Below are 17,755 nucleotides of genomic sequence, written 5' to 3' on the forward strand. Positions count from 1 at the left end.
GCAATGATAATATTTTAATGCCGTTTATTGATATTGGTTCCATTTAATGAAACCAAATGGACTGTTCGTTGCATGACCGTGGTGTTAACGGGCGGCGCCTGCGTTAAACAAACTTACTAATGTCGTTTGGGATTGGACTGGCGCGTGACCCGCAGCGCATTGAGCACTAGCGAAAAGGCTGGCGAAGGCTGCCGGCGGCTGGGGTAGTACAGGTAATAGCCAGGAAATGGCGGGCACCAGTCCTCCAGCACGCGCACCAGCCGCCCCTCCTCGAGGTGGGGCGCGAACTCTTCTTCAGGCAGGGAAGCGATCCCCAGCCCCGCCAACGCGGCGTCCACCATGCTGGGTGAAGTGTTGAAGACGAGTTGACCTTCCACCCGTACGCTCAACGGCTGGCCGCGACGCTCGAAATCCCAGGTGTAAATGCCGCCAGCCGTCTGCATACGCATGTTGATGCAGTTGTGCTTGAGCAGATCGCGCGGTGTCTTGGGGATGGGGTGTGTCTCGAAGTATGCAGGCGATGCCGCGATCGCTGTGCGCAGGTGCGGCCCGATCGGGACTGCGATCATATCTTTATCGATGGTATCGCCCAATCGAACCCCTGCGTCGAAACGGTCGGCCACGATGTCCCGCAATCCGTAGTTGATGTCGAACTCGACTTTAATGTCGGGGTATTCGAGCAGCAAGGGTGTTAGTTTGGGCAGCAGTGTGCTCCGGAGGACATGTTCGCCGCAGGTGATGCGTACTGTACCGGCCGGCTTGTCCCGCATTTCGGTCAATTCGTCCAGTTCCGCACCGATCTCATCGAAACGGTGACCAATGGCATTGAGCAAGCGTTCGCCCGCGGCTGTGGGTGATACGCTGCGAGTGGTTCGGGTGAGAAGCCTGATGTCCAGCCGTGTCTCCAGGCCGCTGATAGCCTGACTGAGAGCCGATTGCGTGACGCCCAGCAGTGAGGCTGCGCGCGTGAAACTGCCTTCCCGCGCCACGGTCACGAAATACAAGAGATCGTTGAGATTGCGTTTGACCATGGCGAAAGTCTCTCATAAAGGATTAATTAGTATATCTAATAAGCCTTTTAAGTTTTCATTAGCTAGTCAAGCCGGTCTTCATGGTTCAACATTCCGGGCATGGAAAAGGTAAATACCGATACTTCTGCGGAGGGCGATCGTTCCCGGGTTAATCATGCGCCAGGGCAGCCAGCCTATTGGAGCGGCGTGTTCGCGATGTCGCTGTGCGTCTTCGCGTTGATTGCTTCCGAATTCATGCCGGTCAGCCTGCTGACGCCCATGGCGGCCGACCTGTACGTCACGGAAGGCATGGCCGGACAAGGCATTGCAATCTCCGGCGCGTTTGCGGTGTTGACCAGTCTGTCGATCCCTCTCATTGCAGGCAGCGTGAACCGCAAGACGCTATTGCTGGCGCTGACGGCGTTGATGGCGGTCTCTGGCGCCGTGGTAGCGCTGGCGCCAAGCTATCTGGTCTATATGGTCGGCCGAGCGCTGATCGGCGTAGTCATCGGCGGTTTCTGGTCCATGTCCGCCGCGACAGCGATGCGGCTGGTGCCCAGCAGCCAGGTGCCAAAGGCCCTGGCGATCTTTAACGGCGGTAACGCGCTGGCCACGGTGATTGCCGCGCCGCTGGGCAGTTATCTCGGCTCGGTCATGGGTTGGCGCGGCGCGTTTTTCTGTCTGGTTCCAGTGGCGGTGATCGCCCTGGTGTGGCAGTCGATCAGTTTGCCCGCCATGCGGGCCAAGGCGCACGCACCAGGCTCGGGAAACGTGTTCAAGGTGTTAGGGAGCCGTCCTGTCGCCTTGGGTATGGCCGCCTGCGGTGTGTTCTTCATGGGGCAGTTCGCGCTATTCACCTATGTGCGCCCATTCCTCGAAACGGTGACGCGCGTGAACGTGTCCACACTGTCGCTGATCTTGCTGGTGATTGGTGTCGCTGGTTTCATCGGCACTGCGTTGATTGGCACCTTTCTCAAACGCGGTTTGTATGGACCGCTGATCACTATTCCGGTACTGATGGCTGCTATTGCTGCGGCATTGATCCCTTTGGGAACCTCGGTCGCTGTTGTCTTTGTGCTGCTGGGTTTGTGGGGCCTGATGGCGACTTCCGCGCCAGTAGGTTGGTGGAGTTGGATCGCCGAAGCCATGCCGCGCAACGCCGAGGCTGGCGGCGGTTTGATGGTCGCGGTGATTCAGTTGGCCATCGCCTTGGGTTCAACCGTGGGAGGGGTGTTGTTCGATGCAGTGGGGTACCGAAGCACGTTCGCGATGAGTGCGATGATGCTGTTGATCGCTGCGTTTCTTACTTCCCTGACCTCACGTTCGCAAGCCTCACAAACGGTCTGAGCCCCATATCATAGGAGAATCTCATGATTGCGAGCCTCAGACCCGTTGCCCGCAGCCAACGCTATTTGGCCATGGGAAACTGTGGCGTGCGCGGGCGGCTGGCTCTGTACGGGCTCGGCTTGCTTTGTGGCCTGACCGTGTCAGGTGCATGCAACGCCGCCCAGCCGGAAGCTGCAAGCTCGCGCACTGCCGACACTGCGGCGGTGGCCGTTCAACAAAAGGAGTCTCGCATGTGGATGACTGTCGATGAGCATCGTTTCGCTATCACCCTCGCCGATACCGAAGCGGCCCGTGCCTTCGCCATGATGCTGCCGTTATCGATCGATATGGCCGATCTCAACAACAATGAGAAGCACGCGGACTTGAAGCAGGCTCTGCCCACGAATTCCAAGAGGCCCGGTACGATTCGCAATGGGGATCTCATGCTGTACGGATCGAGGACCTTGGTCGTTTTCTACCTGACTTTTAATACTCCGTATTCCTACACCCGTCTTGGTCGCGTGGACGATCCGGCTGGTCTGGCGCAGGCGCTGGGAGGAGGCAGCGTACGGATCGAGTTCTCCAAGAACTAATTCCAGGTTACAGAGCGAAAGTCGCTGGCTGGCAACGGTTGCATGAGGGTTTTGTGGCAGTGACGTATCATGCTGTCGCTGATAAGGAGAATATTTTGAAATTCACCGCGCTTGCCCGTGCCTCGATTGCCGCCTCTGCCTTGTTTTGCGGGGCGCAGTTGGCCTCAGCTTGTGAAATTCATGCCAAGGCCCCGTTTGTTGTCCATCAGGCGGTGAGCAATTATGGCGGCTGGCCTATATCCGAAAAGACTTGCGAGGCACTGAAAGCGCACGGCCTATCAATCAATATCTCTGGCGATGCCACAGTGATGCGTGACAGGGCCGTCGCCTGGGCAGTCGTTTCGGTGATCGACTCCAACACCAATATCACGTCTTCCGAGCAGACCTCCGCCACGCTGATTGACAGTGAGCAAGTCAGTCAAGCCTTGGCAGACAAGTTGCTGGTTGCCGCCATAGAGAGCGCGGCGCATGACTTTGATCTGGCCAAGGCCATCAAAGAGGTTGACGAATTCCGGAAGCGTTTTTGAGTTCTTAAGAGGTTGCCAGGCTTCTGCAGGCAATGACAGCGCTCGCCAAACCGGAACCTCAGTCCCTATGATGGCGGCGATAGCGCAACGTTTCTACGATCAACGACAGCGCGGGCGAGAGCTGCCGCTTGTTGGCGTAGAAGATGTGCAGGCCGGGGAACGTGGGGCACCAGTCCTTTAGAGCGGATAGCAGGCGTCCGCTTTCGATATGTGGTTGCGCCAGTTCTTCCGGCATGTACGCGAGGCCGAAACCAGCCAAGGCCGCGTCGAGCACGGGATAGATGCCATTGAAGGTCCACGGCCCATCCACCCGTACCTGCACATTGCGTTTGCCCTTTTTCAGTTCCCACGCATATACACCACCCCGCATCGAGAAACGCATGTTGATGCAGTCATGCTGGGTCAGGTCCGCCGGTACTCTGGGTAAAGCGCGTTTTTCGAAGTACGACGGAGCACCTACGATGGCCATGCGAATGTCCGGGGAGATTCGGACGGCGGTCATGTCCTTGGCGATCTGGTCGCCGAAGCGCACGCCCGCGTCATAGCGTTCGGCCACGATGTCGGTCAGGTTGGGATCGATGGCGATCTCAATCTTCAGGTCCGGGTACTTGGTTCGGAGTTTCGACAGTTTTGGCCACAGCACGGTATTGGCGGCAAAATCCGATGTCGTGATGCGGACCGTGCCCGCTGGCTTGTCGCGAAGCTCGCTGAAGGCGGCCAGTTCCTCCTGGATCGCGTCGAACCGGGAGGCGACGTTCTGGATCAGGCGCTCGCCAGCCTCTGTGGGAGCCACGCTGCGTGTGGTACGGGTCAGCAGCCGCAACCCCAGGCGCGATTCCAGGCCACGGATGGTATGGCTGAGGGCTGATTGCGATACGCCGAGCTGAACCGCTGCGCGCGTGAAACTGCGCTCGCGCGCCACGGTGAGGAATGCGTAGATGTCTCGGAGGTTTTCGCCTGACATGGAAGTCCCGGAATCTCTATGGTCTGTGGCGAAGCGCGTCAACCAGCAAGGTCATGGCCCGGGAGGGCTGCCGGCGATTCGGGTAGTACAGGTGAAAGCCGGCCCATGTGGGACACCAGTCCTCGAGGACTGAAATCAGATGGCCTTTGGTAACGAGAGGGCGAACCAGGTCTTCCGGCAGGTAGGCCAATCCGAAGCCTGCTTTCGCCGCGTCGAAAATATCGTATGCGTTGTTGAAGACCAGAGGACCCTCCACGCGGGCACTCAATGTCTTTTTGCCTTTGACGAACTCCCAGTCGTAAAGGCCGCCATAGGTCGTGGTGCGCAGGTTGATGCAGGCATGTTCCATGAGATCCTGCGGCGTCTTGGGGCGGCGGCGATCCGCGAAGTAGGACTTTGCACCGACGATCATGTTGCGGATATCGGGGCCGATCCGCACTGAGATCATGTCCTGTGCCAGCTCCTGGCCGAAGCGCACGCCTGCGTCATAGCCGTTTGCAACGATGTCCACACTGGCATATTCGTTGATCAGCTCGACCTTGATGTCCGGATACTTGGGGAGAAATTTCGCCAGTTTCGGCCAAATCGTGCTGCGGATCGCGTAGTCGATCGCAGAGATCCGAATGGTTCCCATGGGCTCGTCGCGCAATTCGCTTAGCGCTTGGATTCCCTCGTCGATGCCATCGAATTCGGGCGCGAGGCGGTCCAGCAGGCGCTGTCCCGCTTCGGTAGGGGAGACGCCGCGCGTACTACGCATGAGCAGGCGTACACCGAGTTTTTCCTCCAACTCGCGGATGGTATAGCTCAGTGCAGGTTGAGACACGCGGAGCTGGGCTGCCGCGCGTGTGAAGCTGCCAGCCCGTGCTACGGCGATGAAGGCGTGAAGGTCGCCAAAACTGTCTCGGGGCATTGATGAGTGAGTTCTATATGGCTACATGGATTGATGTCATGTATTTAATCTTAAAGGAATATTTTTCATGTTGTCGGTCTTCCGCTACTGGCCGCGTCGGGGATCAGTGGGCGGTAAAGCCACCATCGACCGGCAGGCCGACGCCGACCACGAAGCTCGCGCCGGGGCTGCACAGCCATAGCACGGCGGCCGCCACTTCATCGGCGCTGCCCAGTCGTCCGATGGATTGTTCCTGCAGGATGACTTTCATCGCGTCCGCCTGACCCTTGAGCATGTCCTGCACCATCGGGGTATCGATGGTGCCTGGGCAGATGGCGTTGACGCGGATGCCGCGGGGCGCGTACTCCACGCCCGCGCTTTTGGTCATGCCCAGCACGGCGTGTTTCGTGCCGTGATAAGCCGCACGCTGTGGCAAGCCGACCAGGCCGCCTAGCGAGGAGTTGTTGACGATCGCGCCCGAGCCTTGGGCGCGCATCACGCGCAGCTCGTGTTTCATGCTGGCCCACACGCCGAACTGATTGACTGCGACGACGCGCTGGAAATTTTCGATAGGCTCTTCGGCCGCGTCGCTCGGCGGCACCTGGATGCCTGCGTTGTTGAAGGCCATGTCGAGCCGGCCATATTCGGCGACTGCTCGATCCACTGCGGCTGCAACTTGTGATTCGTCGGTAACGTCGCAGGCCACGCCGATGGCGGTACCGCCTTCATCGACGATCTGTTGTGCTCCCCTGGCTGCCAACTGTCCGTCGAGATCGGCTAGCACTACGGAGGCTCCGCTTTGGGCGAAGGCTCGGGCCGCGGCAAGGCCCATCCCCATCGCAGCGCCGGTGACAAAAGCGACTTGCCCTTTGAAGTTATAAATCAGATTCATAGGAGACCTTTTCATTGTTGAGAACGAGGTTCACGGTGCCGGCGCAAGACGTACTTGCATCAAGGCTGCAGAAGGCCTCAAGCGCGGGTCGTTGGCGACAGCAGTGAAGTTGACTGGATCAAAGTCAACATGTTGGTCAATTTCAGTCCCGTTGAGTAGCTAATGAATAGTGCAAGCCGATATAAATAAAACTCATCAATGTCGGGCCTCAGACTGTATGAGTACCGATGGCATCAGCTGAAATCTCGCGATGGGCCAATGCCTTCGCGCGGGAGGAGTATGACTAAATGAAACCCTACACCTAGCATGGTTGTATTGCGTGAATGCGTCTGGCAATCGCCACCAATGAAAAAGATTACCAAGCATGTCGCTGCTCTCGGCTTATCCATCAGTCGCGAACAGGCGGTGCATTTATGACTTGACGACGTTTTTTCGCAATAATTTATCATTCATGTCAAAAAATCATGTATAGCTAGCTTATACTAATCGTTGGATAATCTAAGCTATTGGTTATCCAAGTAGCATCAATTCTATTGATGGCTTCATGTAACTTTCCGGGGGAGCTAATCCTTGCAGCCAGGAACTCGAAGCTTTACTGCCGATCTCGCCGCCATGATGCGCGCAGCGCATGTCGTGATGGACGATGAACCAAAGATACTTGACGATAAGTTTGCTCTGAAGTTGTGCGGCCTGCCGGATTCGGCGACGTTTCACACTGTCATGGCCGGAATGGAGCAGAATCTTTCTTCGAAATTTCCAGACCTGCCTGTCAAGACAATCCTGGAAGCGGTTCGATCAGGAATCATCGTGCGAAGCAGGATAGCCGAGCAGAGGCTGATCGAGGCAATCGAACGAGGCATATCCCAATACGTCATCTTGGGCGCTGGCCTGGACTCTTCTGCGTATCGTCTCGCCGAGGTTGCAAATAAATTGCATGTGTTTGAGGTCGACTTTCCTGCGACGCAGCAGTGGAAGCTCGCACGGCTCAAGGAAGTCGATCCGCAGCTTTTAGAGTTGGCGACGTTTGTGTCGGTTGATTTCGAAAAGGAATCGCTTTTCGAACGGCTGACGCAACATGGATTCGATCCAGCGAAGCCGACATTTTTCTCATGGTTGGGCGTGGTCTGGTATCTCAGCGACGACGCCATATTCACAACGCTTGAAAATATAGCGTCGCTGGAGTGTGACAGCGAGGTGGTATTCGAGTACCCCATTACGACGGAGCTTGTCTATCCCGTCGATCGTCAAGTGATGGAGATGTTGACGCAGACGGGGGCGGAAAGAGGCGAGCCGTTCAGGGCGGGCTTTGATCCTGCGGATTTGACGCGTCGTGTCAAGGAACTGGGGTTCGACACTGTAGAGGACCTCCCTCCGGCGCGCATGCAGGAACTCTATTTTCAGAATCGTGCGGACAAGCTTCGGATGCCGGGCATCGGCCATTTCATGAGCGCTCGCCGTACTGCTGCTCGATAGTATTCAAGAAGATCATCGAGATTTGACGTGGTATTGCTTTTATGCGCCACGTCATGTGATTTTGTTGTGAGCAATGTAAAGATAGTGTTGTGACGATGTAAGCAAGAAACTTGATGGCATGCATGGATTCTTAGGCAGCAAATAGGATGCGTGATGAGAGTATTGCTTTTTCAAGGGCAGGGTGCGCAGTTCAAGGGGATGGGGAAGGATCTTTGGGCAGCTTATCCTCGCTTGACGGATGCTGCCTCAGAGATTCTCGGATATTCCATCGTAGAACTCTGCCTGAGAGACCCGTATAACCAGCTGCGCCTTACGCCTTACACACAGCCGGCGCTCTACGTGGTCAATGCATTGTCTTACTATCAATGGCAGGAAGAAGGCGGTACTGCGGACGCACTGGCTGGCCATAGTTTGGGTGAATACTCGGCACTGCTGGCAGCTGGCTGCTTCGATTTCGAGACGGGGCTGCGCCTTGTTCAAAAACGCGGTGAGCTCATGGGCAAAGCTGGCGGAGGAACAATGGCCGCCGTGCTGGGAATGCGGGCCGAGGCGTTGCAGGCCTTGCTGCATGAAAATGCGCTGGACCAGGTGGATCTGGCTAACTTCAATTCGCCGACCCAGCTGGTGATCGCGGGAGAGGCGGCCGCGATTCAGTCTGCGGCGGCACTCGTTACCGCGCGCGGCGCAAGGTGCGTCCCGCTGAATGTCAGTGCGCCGTTTCACTCGCGTTTCATGCGGCCGGCGCAGGAAGCCTTTGCGGCCTTCCTGCAGGACTTTGCGCTGACCGATCCGAAGATACCCGTCATCGCCAATACGACCGCACGGCCCTATGAACTCGGCCAGGTCGCGACGTTGCTGGCCAAGCAGATCGCTAGCCCTGTGCTGTGGACCGAGAGTATTCGATATTTAATGGGGCTGGGTGAGTTCACCTATCATGAAGTCGGCAGCGATCCAGCTCGAATAGGTGGCACGGTGCTCGGCAAATTGGTCGATGAAATTCGTCTCACTGAAACACCGCTGTGCGAGGTCAAGACCGCGCAGGCGCCAGCCGCTGCAACTACCGCCGTAGCGACCGAAGATGTATCGCCGCGAGCGGATGATTTCGCCGAGTCGCTCGGCAGTGCGGCGTTCCGGCGACGCCATGGCTTGAAATACGCTTATGTAGCCGGAGCGATGTACCGGGGCACCAGCTCTGTGGCGTTGGTGGTGCGCATGGGGCAGGCCGGCATGATTGGATATTTGGGCGCGGGTGGATTGAGTCTGGTAGAGATTGAGTCGGCGATCCAGGCAATACAGTCGCAGTTGCAACCACACGAGCCCTACGGCTTGAACCTGCTGGCGGCCCATGATGATCCGGCCTTTGAGCGAGCCACGGTCGAGTTATATCTGCGGTATGGCGTGACGCGCATCGAAGCCGCGGCATTCATGCAAATGACTCCGGCGCTCGTGCTGTTTCGCCTCAGGGGCATGTACCGGGATGTCGACGGCAAGGTGCGGTGCAAGCATCATGTGCTGGCAAAAGTCTCGCGGCTGGAGGTGGCCGAGGCGTTCATGAGTCCTCCCCCTGTTCACCTCGTCGACGCGCTGTTGAAAGAGAACGCGATCACCCCTGAACAGGCGAAGCTGGCCGCCGAGCTTCCCATGAGCCACGATATTTGCGCCGAGGCCGATTCCGGCGGTCATACTGATGGCCACATCCCAACCATTTTATTGCCCGCGATGCGGCAATTGGGACGGACGCTGAGCGAGCGGTATGCGTACGACGAACCGTTGTGCGTGGGGCTGGGCGGAGGCATCGGCACGCCTGCTTCGGCGGCCGCGGCCTTTGCCATGGGCGCGGATTTTATTCTGACTGGTTCCATCAACCAATGTACTGTGGAATCGGGGGCTACCGACACAGTGAAGACCCTGTTGCAGGGGGCGGGCATTCACGACATGGCTTATGCCCCCGCCGGGGATATGTTCGAACTGGGCGGGCGGGTGCAAGTACTCAAAAAAGGGCTCCTGTTCCCGATGCGAGCCAACAAGCTGCATGCGCTCTACACGCATTATGAATGCTTGGAAGACATTCCTGTAGCGATACGCACGCAATTGGAGCGCCGATATTTCAAGCGCAGTCTGGCCGAGGTATGGGAGGAGGCGCTGCAGCATATGCGAGCAAACGGACGTCTGAACGACATCACGCAGGCGCAGGCTAATCCGAAGATTCGCATGGCGCGGGTGTTTCGATGGTATTTCGCCTACGCGACGCGCCTGGCGTTTGGTGGCTCGCCGGAGGATCTGGTTAATTATCAGGTCCAGTGCGGCCCGGCCCTCGGTGCGTTCAATCAATGGGTCAAAGGCACGGAGTTCGAAGCCTGGCCGCAGCGGGATGTCGGGACCATCGGAATCACCTTGATGCAGGCGACAGCGCAATATCTGCGTGACGGCATACTCGGCATGCAGAGCTGAGCCATGCTGTTCTTTTATCCGTGTCAGGCTCCTGGAAGCCCGCTGTTTTTTGCGGGCGAACATTCGCAACTAGTGAATCAATACGATTCGACACTCTGGGAGCCCGACTGAAGCATCTGCTGCTGGATCAGAGTATTCCCCTGATCAATGGATTCGATCCTGCCTGCTTTGCACGGCAGGGCGAAGCACTTGAATGCATGACCGCTGCGTGGAAGATAAAGCGTTAATTCTGTGCACGGATTGGTTTTACTCAGAGTCGTTGGTGCTTATCTGAGTTTATCTACTGAACTCAATTGGTCTGTATAAGGAAACCCTCGTGCTTGACGTGATCAATAGCCTTGCTGATGGATATGTCGCTGTCCCGGTCATCGAAGCATGTCGCAGGCACGATGTGTTCTCGCTGTTAGCCAATCGTTCTGCTTTGAGTGCAGAACAATTGGTCGCCGAAACGGGGGCAAACAGTGGTCATCTGAGGGTCGCTTTGCGGCTGCTGGTGGAATTGGGATGGCTCGAACAGATATCGGCGGATGAATATGCGCTGGCGCCAGCAGCCCATGCGGTTGCGCAGGTGCCGGCAAATACGGACGAGCTGATCGATCTGAAGATCCCGGACGTCCTGCGCGAATCGACTGGCGCGAAACTGAAGAACTGGCTGGATGTCTCCATTGCAGGATGGAATGGGGCCGGACGACAGCTTGCCGGAATGCTTGATGGCGCTTTGCTGTCGCCGTTGTTGGTCGAGATCCATCGTTTGGGTGGCGTCCCAGTGCTGGAGGGCGCGGCCCGGCCCGACGCGGTGTCTACCGCGTGCCTGGCCGTATTGCATCACTATTTCGAGCAGCGTCGGTGGGGCAGTGTCCAAGGCACCCGGTTCGCGCTCAATGGAGCTGGTCGCTATCTCGTCGAAAGTGGTGGGGCGCTCGGTACGGTGGTCTCCTATCGGCCGATGATGTGCGGCCTGGATGCGGTCTTGTTCGGCAAGGTCGACGATGTCTTCCGCCGCGATGAACAGGGGCATGAACTGCATGTCGAGCGCCAGCTCAACGTGACCGGCAGCGGCTCTCAACACAAGATTTATTTTGAGGCGCTCGGCGAGTTGATCGCACAGGTATTCGATAGCGAGCCGGTCGCGGCACAACCTCGCTATATCGCTGATATGGGGTGCGGCGACGGTTCGCTGTTGCGCCACGTTTACGAAGCTGTCCAAAGCCAGACCCGACGCGGCCAAGTACTGGACCGTTATCCGTTGCAACTGATCGGCGCGGACTTTAACGAGCGGGCGCTGGAGGCAACTTCGCGAACCCTGGCCGGCTTGCCGCATCTGCTGGTGGCCGGCGATATCGGCGATCCGGAAGGTTTGATCAGGGACTTGGAGGCGCGTGGCATCACCGATCCGGAAAACATCTTGCATATTCGGTCTTTCCTGGATCATGACCGGCCTGCGCAGTCGCCGCAAGACGACGTGGCGGTTGCCAGAAAACGCAGCCTGCCGCTGACGGGGGTGTATGTTGGCCGTGATGGCGAACAGATCGAACCCGCGATCGCCCTGCAGAGCTTGGTAGAGCATCTGGGACGATGGCGTGATGCTGTGTCGAAGTACGGCTTGGCCATGCTAGAGGTGCATTGCCTGAAACCGGCAACGGTGCGGACGCTGCGGGATCGGACCGGCGCATTGCACTTCGACGCTTACCATGCCTTTTCGGGCCAGCAGCTGTTCGAGGCGCCGATGTTTTTGATGGCGGCTGCGGAAGCAGGGCTTTTCCCTGACCGTGCTTCGTTCCGACATTTTCCGCCGGCAGCACCGTTTACTCGTATCACCTTGAACAGGCTGGTCGCACGGCGCTACCGGATGCGGCATCCATCCGAGGAGGATGTAAAGCAGCTGCGAGCACTGGATATAGCGTGTTGGCCGGAAAATCTAGCGGCACCTGAAGCAGAACTACGTCGCCGCGTCATTGAGTTTCCGCTCGGGCAAATGGTGGTGGAGCAAGACGGTCGGATGATTGGCGCGCTCTATTCTCAACGGATAGATAGTGTTGAGCAGCTGCTGCATACGCCTTACGCGAGGTTCGGCAGTATCCACAATCCGGAAGGCGCAGTTGGACATTTGCTCGGACTTTGCGTTGCACCCGATATGCAGGGTACGGGCCTGGCAGATGACATTCTCGAGTTCGCATTCGCCTACTTTTCTACGTGCGAAGGTTTTGAAAAACTCGTCGGTGTCAGCCGGTGCCAAAACTACGCGCGAGTGGGCACGGTTTCGTTGGAGCAATACATCCGGCAGCGGGATCAAGCCGGCCGCCTGATCGAGCCGGTGCTGAGTTTCCATGAAGCGCACGGTGCAAAAATCCGTCAGGTCGTATCACGGTTTCGCCCAGAAGACACGGCGAATGAAGGATCGGGTGTTCTGATCGAATATCCGAATGTTCGCAATGCCGCAGTGCAAGCGCCGGAAAAACTCAATGCGCCCGTGATGCCGCCGGCCGGGATAATGGTCAGGCGCCAAGTGCGGGAGACGATTGAGCAGGTGTTGGGGGCGACCCGGGTGGGAGCTTACCAGGACGATGCACCGTGGATGGCGATGGGGCTGACGTCGCTCGATTTGTTGGACCTGCGGCATCGGCTCAATGAACGGTTCGGGCGTGAGTTCGATTCGGCCATTTTCTTTCAATACGGCACGCCCGCGTCGATCACGGCACATCTCGACACGCAGCCTGAACTTGTCCAGGGTATGCCGGCAACGGTGCAGGCCTCGCCGGAGCCCGTCTCTGGCTTGGGACGTGATCCGGTCAAGCATTTTCCGACGAACAAGGGCGCAGACGCGTTGGTAAAACGCCAGGTCCGCGAATTGATTGAGCACGTGCTGGGAGCCTCTCGGTCTGGCGCTTACCAGGACGAGGCGCCATGGATGGCCATGGGGTTGACGTCGCTCGACCTGCTGGATCTGCGGCATCGGCTCAATGAGAGGTTCGGGCTAGAGTTCGATTCAACCATTTTCTTTCAATACGGTACCCCTGCCTCGATCATCGAGCATTTGGCGCCGCAAGTCAGCTTGGAAAATGAGGACGTCTTCCCTGACGATGAGTCGTCTGGCGGACCGATCGCCAATTCAACTGGATCCAGTGAAGAAGGCGAGCGTCGATGCGCACAAGGGGATCAACGGATTGCCATCATCGGATTGAGCTGCAGGTTCCCAGGCGCGGCAAATACTCCTGAACAGTTCTGGGAACTGCTGAAGGGCGAGGTGGATGCTGTTCAAGGGCGTCCAGGTTCTGGTATCGATCGGCCGCGTGCGCCGAGAGATCCGTTGGCCGAACGTGTGGGCAAGTCCGGTGGATTTCTCACCGATATTGATCGGTTCGATGCGTCGTTCTTCAGAGTTTCTCCGAGAGAAGCGGAACTGATGGACCCGCAGCAGCGCTTTCTGTTAGAAGCGGTGTGGGCAGCATTGGAGGAAGCAGGCCTCTCTGCGGCAGGGATGGCAGGTTCAGATACCGGCGTGTTTGTCGGCGTGATGGGCCATGATTACGAACTGCTGCTGCGCCAGCAGGCGGGCGACCATGATCGGGATCCGCATTTCGCCACGGGCAATGCCGCCGCGATCACGGCAGGTCGCATTGCCTACTATTTCGATTGGCACGGGCCCACGCTGTCCGTGGATACCGCTTGCAGCTCCTCGTTGGTAGCTACGCATCTGGCTTGCGAAAGTCTGCGCGCGGGAGAATGCGCCGTCGCCGTTGCCGGTGGTGTGAACCTTTTACTGAACGCCGAGACTTTTGCTGCGTTTGGCAATGCCGGGATGTTGTCAGCGGACGGCCGTTGCAAGACGTTCGACGCTGGCGCGAATGGCTATGTCCGAGGCGAAGGCTGCGGCGTGCTGGTGTTAAAACGCTTGGCAGATGCCGAGCGGGATGGTGATCCGATATGGGCGATCATTCGTGGCAGCGCGATCAATCAGGACGGCGCCAGTGCCGGTCTGACCGCGCCGAATCAGAAGGCGCAGCAGGCGGTCATTGAGGCGGCTCTCAAGCGAAGCGGGGTGGCGCCGCACCAGGTTAATTATCTCGAAGCGCATGGGACGGGAACGTCGCTGGGCGACCCGATCGAGGTGCATGCCGCGGCGGCGGCCTTGGGAATTGGGCGTGATGAAAGCCGGCCGCTGCTGCTGGGTTCCGTCAAGACGAATATTGGACATCTGGAAACGGCGGCGGGCGTTGCGGGACTGATCAAAGTTATCCTGTCGATGCGACATGGTTTGATCCCGAGGCATTTGCATTTCAGTACGCCCAATCCGCATGTCGCTTGGGATCGCCTGCCGGTCAAGGTCGTAGCCAAGGCGCAGCCTTGGCCGGCCGGCAAGATGATTGCTGGCGTGAGCAGCTTTGGTTTCAGTGGGACGAACGCTCACGTCGTGCTCGAGGGCTATGACAGACGCGGTTCTGCGCGCGCCGAGGTGCTGGCGGGGCAGCCGGTGCTGGTGGTGCTCTCGGCGCGGGATGAAGAGCGCCTGCGCGCGCATGTGAAACAACTCCAGGCGTATGTGCAGACCCATGAGGTCAACTTGGTTGATCTTGCCTACACGCTGCAGATAGGGCGCGATGCGATGGAGCATCGTTTGGCGCTGACGGCCGGCTCGATTGAGGATCTCGCAAACAAGTTGGCACAGTTTCTGGCGGGAAATAGGGAGCTCAAGGGGAGTTGGCAAGGAGCGGCGAAGCGTGACCGTGGGACGCTGAGCGTATTAGCTCTTGTTGCAAAGGAGTTGAACGAAGCAGTCGACAAATGGGTAGCTCGCGGCGAGCTTGAAACGCTCGGTGAGCTGTGGGTGCAAGGCCTGGCGGTGGATTGGTCGGCGCTGTACGGCGCGTCGCGGCCCTCTCGGGTGAGCTTGCCGACGTATCCGTTCGCGAAGGAGCGCTATTGGGTGCCAGAGAGCGGGTCAACAGCACGGACTGCGCAGATCGCTGGCGCATTGGCCGTCTCGGGGCGCGAGGCGGTGTTGCACCCGTTGGTGCATCGTAATACGTCGGATTTGAGCGAACAGCGCTACAGCACATGGCTGACGGGCGAGGAATTTGTCTTGCGCGATCACATCGTGCTGGGTCAGCGAGTGGTGCCGGGCGTAGCACAGTTGGAGTGGGCGCGAGCCGCGGTGAGCTTGGCATTGGGCGGCGCGGCGGCGATTCGCCTGGAGCAGGTGAGCTGGGTGCGGCGCCTGGCGGTTGCCGAGCCGCTGGAGGTGCACATTGGCTTGGAAGTAGAGGACGACGGGCGGATCAGCTACGAGATTTATAGCGGCGAAGGTGAAGAGGCGCAGGTGTACAGCCAAGGCTGGGCGGTGGTCTCAGCGCTCGGTGAAGCGCCGACCGTTGATCTGGCGGGGTTGCGGGCACAGTGTGGGCGTACGCTTAGCAGCGGGGATTGTTATGCGCGGTTTGCCGCGATGGGCTTGCACCAGGGACCGAGCTTCCAATCGTTGACGCAACTGCAGATAGGCGAGAACTTGGCTGTCGGGTCGTTGCAGTGGCCGGCACCTGCGCCGGCCGATGACGATCCCGCTTATGGCTTGCCACCCAGCTTGTTGGACGGCGCGTTGCAAGCATGTTTGTTGGGCCTGATGCCGGAGGACTCAGGGCCGACGGTGCCGTTTGCGGTGCAGTCGGTGGAGCAGTGGTCGCCGGTGCCGGTGCCCGCGTATGCCGTGGTGCGGCCAGCGGCAGGCGACAGCGCAGCGGTGCGTAAGCTGCAGGTGGAGATTGTCGATCCGCAGGGGCGCGTGGCGGTGCGGTTGAGCGGATTCAGCAGCCGCGCGGTGGAGCGTCTGGCGCCGCCGCAGACGGTGCTGTTGATGCCGCAGTGGACCGCTCGGTCGCTGTTGGCTCAGGCACCGGAACCGGATCGAGGGTCGGCCTACGCGCAGCATTGGGTGCTCTGGTGCGAGGAGGTGGTGGGCGCTGGGTTCGACTCGTCGCTCGAGGCGGCACTGGCGCCGGCCCAATGCGTCAGGTTGAGTAGGATCGACAACGGAGCCGGCACCGACACGCTGGTGCAGCGTTACGGTGCCTATGCGAGGCAGGTGCTGGCTCAGCTCAAGCGAATCGTGTCGGCAGCGTCGGCGCAGCCAACGTTGGTGCAGCTGGTGGTGCCGGGACGCGGCGAAGATGCGGTGCTGCAAGGCTTGGGCGGCATGTTGCGCAGTGCGGTGCAAGAGTATCCGATGTTGACCACGCAAGTGGTGGTGACCGACACGATAGCGGACCTCGCCGCGCGGCTACGCGCGGAAGCGGCGCAACCGGTGGCGGTGGTGCGTCACGGGGCGGCGGGTCGCGACGTGCTGGAGTGGGTGGAGACGTCGCCTGCCGACGGTTCGTTATCGTTACCCTGGCGCGACGGCGGCGTGTACTGGATCACTGGCGGGATGGGAGGTCTGGGCAGGGTGTTCGCGCAGGCGATCGCGCAGCAGGTGCGCGAGCCGGTGTTGGTGCTCACCGGCCGCCGCGCGCTGGAGCCCACGCAGGAGGCCTGGTTGCAGGATCTGCGCGCACGAGGCGCTCGGGCGGAATACCGATCGGTGGCCGTTGATGATGAGGCGGCGATGGCGGCGCTGTCGCGGTCGATCGTGGTAGAGCACGGTCAGTTAAATGGGGTGATCCACACGGCGGGAGTGTTGCGCGATAGTCTGCTGGCGAACAAGACCGAGGCGGATCTGGGCACGGTGTTGCAGCCGAAGGTAGCTGGTGTGGTGGCGTTGGACGAGGCGACGCGAGAGTTGGCACTGGACTGGCTGGTGCTGTGTTCGTCGGTGGCGAGCGTCTGGGGCAATGTGGGGCAAGTCGATTATGCGGCGGGCAACGGATTCCTGGATGCGTATGCAGCGTACCGCCAGGGGCTGGTGGCTCAGGGACTGCGTCGGGGGCAGACGATCTCGGTGAGTTGGCCGCTGTGGGCCTCGGGAGGCATGCAGGTCGATGCAGCGGGTCAGGAGCGGATGCGGCGGTTGACGGGGATGGGGCCCTTGCCTGATGAGGCGGGGATCGCGGCGTTCGCGCAGGGAGTGTCCGTCGCGTCGCATATCTCGCACGTGCTGGTGCTGCACGGGGATCGGAAGCGTCTGCTGACTAGTGTGCGCGCGGCCTATGAGAAGACATCGTCGACGCAGACGAAGGCAGTCCCGGTGCAGGAGCAGACCGTGTCAGTGCAGGCGGGGAGTGCCGGGGAAGCACGTGCGAGCGTGGGGACGATGCCTTCAGGCGAGGCCTTCGCGGGGCAGTTGGAGCGGGCGCTGACGGGCTTGATGGCGACGCACTTGAAGATGCCGCGCGAACGCTTGGAGCGAGAGGCGTCGCTGAGCGAGTTCGGTTTCGATTCGATCACGCTGACCTCATTTGGCAATGTGTTGAACCAGCGGTATGGGTTGACGCTGAGCCCAACGGTATTCTTTGAAGCGCCGACGATTGCGGCGTTGACAGCCTATCTGGTGCGTGAGCATGGTGATGTGCTGGCGCCGGCGTTTGTGACAACGTCTCAAGTTGCAAAGCTGGAGCGATCGACCGAGGACATCGAACCGATCACCTCACTCGCATCGGTTGGCCGGCGGCTAGGCCGCCGGCCGCTTGCGGTGCCGGGCGGG

10 protein-coding genes are annotated in these 17,755 nt (G+C 59.4%); 6 read left to right on the top strand and 4 right to left on the bottom strand.

All coding sequences use genetic code 11. The features are described 5' to 3' along the window. Positions 1–116 precede the first annotated feature (116 nt). Entirely contained in the window at positions 117–1,031 is a 915-nt protein-coding gene (locus tag ACNA0J_RS13685; protein ID WP_415819413.1) for a LysR family transcriptional regulator, read from the bottom strand. A 195-nt stretch (positions 1,032–1,226) separates the two neighbouring features. On the opposite strand from ACNA0J_RS13685, the gene ACNA0J_RS13690 reads away from it, so the two are divergent. The 3 genes from ACNA0J_RS13690 to ACNA0J_RS13700 are packed head-to-tail and all read left to right on the top strand — an operon-like array spanning position 1,227 to position 3,456. Further along, positions 1,227–2,357 (top strand): MFS transporter, encoded by a 1,131-nt coding sequence (locus tag ACNA0J_RS13690; RefSeq protein ID WP_415819428.1) that lies wholly within the window; start codon positions 1,227–1,229, stop codon positions 2,355–2,357. Positions 2,358–2,380: 23 nt separating this feature from the next. Beyond that, complete coding sequence (locus tag ACNA0J_RS13695; RefSeq protein ID WP_415819415.1) at positions 2,381–2,929, top strand: cyclophilin-like fold protein; 549 nt, start codon at positions 2,381–2,383, stop codon at positions 2,927–2,929. A gap of 38 nt (positions 2,930–2,967) precedes the next feature. After that, entirely contained in the window at positions 2,968–3,456 is a 489-nt protein-coding gene (locus ACNA0J_RS13700) for a hypothetical protein (protein WP_415819417.1), read from the top strand. A gap of 58 nt (positions 3,457–3,514) precedes the next feature. Here the strand turns inward: ACNA0J_RS13700 and ACNA0J_RS13705 are convergent, their stop codons facing one another. The 3 genes from ACNA0J_RS13705 to ACNA0J_RS13715 all read right to left on the bottom strand — a co-directional run bounded on the left by ACNA0J_RS13705 (position 3,515) and on the right by ACNA0J_RS13715 (position 6,201). Then, the gene (locus tag ACNA0J_RS13705) at positions 3,515–4,420 is read right to left on the bottom strand and encodes a LysR family transcriptional regulator (RefSeq protein WP_415819418.1); all 906 of its coding nucleotides are present in this window, start codon (positions 4,418–4,420) and stop codon (positions 3,515–3,517) included. Between the two features lie 16 nt (positions 4,421–4,436). Continuing rightward, positions 4,437–5,330: a LysR family transcriptional regulator gene (locus tag ACNA0J_RS13710; RefSeq protein WP_415819419.1), complete on the bottom strand. Its 894-nt coding sequence runs from the start codon at positions 5,328–5,330 to the stop codon at positions 4,437–4,439. A gap of 103 nt (positions 5,331–5,433) precedes the next feature. After that, positions 5,434–6,201, bottom strand: a complete 768-nt coding sequence (locus ACNA0J_RS13715) for a glucose 1-dehydrogenase (RefSeq protein WP_415819420.1) — start codon at positions 6,199–6,201, stop codon at positions 5,434–5,436. A 570-nt stretch (positions 6,202–6,771) separates the two neighbouring features. On the opposite strand from ACNA0J_RS13715, the gene ACNA0J_RS13720 reads away from it, so the two are divergent. From ACNA0J_RS13720 to ACNA0J_RS13730, 3 genes are all read left to right on the top strand, one after another. Continuing rightward, complete coding sequence (locus ACNA0J_RS13720; RefSeq protein WP_415819421.1) at positions 6,772–7,674, top strand: class I SAM-dependent methyltransferase; 903 nt, start codon at positions 6,772–6,774, stop codon at positions 7,672–7,674. A gap of 153 nt (positions 7,675–7,827) precedes the next feature. Then, a complete protein-coding gene (gene fabD / locus ACNA0J_RS13725) occupies positions 7,828–10,125 on the top strand; it encodes an ACP S-malonyltransferase (protein ID WP_415819422.1) in 2,298 nt (765 codons plus the stop codon). Between the two features lie 316 nt (positions 10,126–10,441). Continuing rightward, positions 10,442–17,755, top strand: a 7,314-nt coding sequence (locus ACNA0J_RS13730; protein WP_415819423.1) for an SDR family NAD(P)-dependent oxidoreductase, incomplete at its 3' end; no start/stop codon positions are given.

It is taken from the genome of Bordetella tumbae (assembly GCF_965139195.1).
Lineage (GTDB): Bacteria > Pseudomonadota > Gammaproteobacteria > Burkholderiales > Burkholderiaceae_B > Bordetella_A > Bordetella_A tumbae.

Coding starts and splice junctions, on each gene's coding strand:
- ACNA0J_RS13685 (WP_415819413.1), bottom strand. CDS start 1,031: ATGGTCAAACGCAATCTCAACGATCTCTTGTATTTCGTGACCGTGGCG.
- ACNA0J_RS13690 (WP_415819428.1), top strand. CDS start 1,227: ATGTCGCTGTGCGTCTTCGCGTTGATTGCTTCCGAATTCATGCCGGTC.
- ACNA0J_RS13695 (WP_415819415.1), top strand. CDS start 2,381: ATGATTGCGAGCCTCAGACCCGTTGCCCGCAGCCAACGCTATTTGGCC.
- ACNA0J_RS13705 (WP_415819418.1), bottom strand. CDS start 4,420: ATGTCAGGCGAAAACCTCCGAGACATCTACGCATTCCTCACCGTGGCG.
- ACNA0J_RS13710 (WP_415819419.1), bottom strand. CDS start 5,330: ATGCCCCGAGACAGTTTTGGCGACCTTCACGCCTTCATCGCCGTAGCA.
- ACNA0J_RS13715 (WP_415819420.1), bottom strand. CDS start 6,201: ATGAATCTGATTTATAACTTCAAAGGGCAAGTCGCTTTTGTCACCGGC.
- fabD (WP_415819422.1), top strand. CDS start 7,828: ATGAGAGTATTGCTTTTTCAAGGGCAGGGTGCGCAGTTCAAGGGGATG.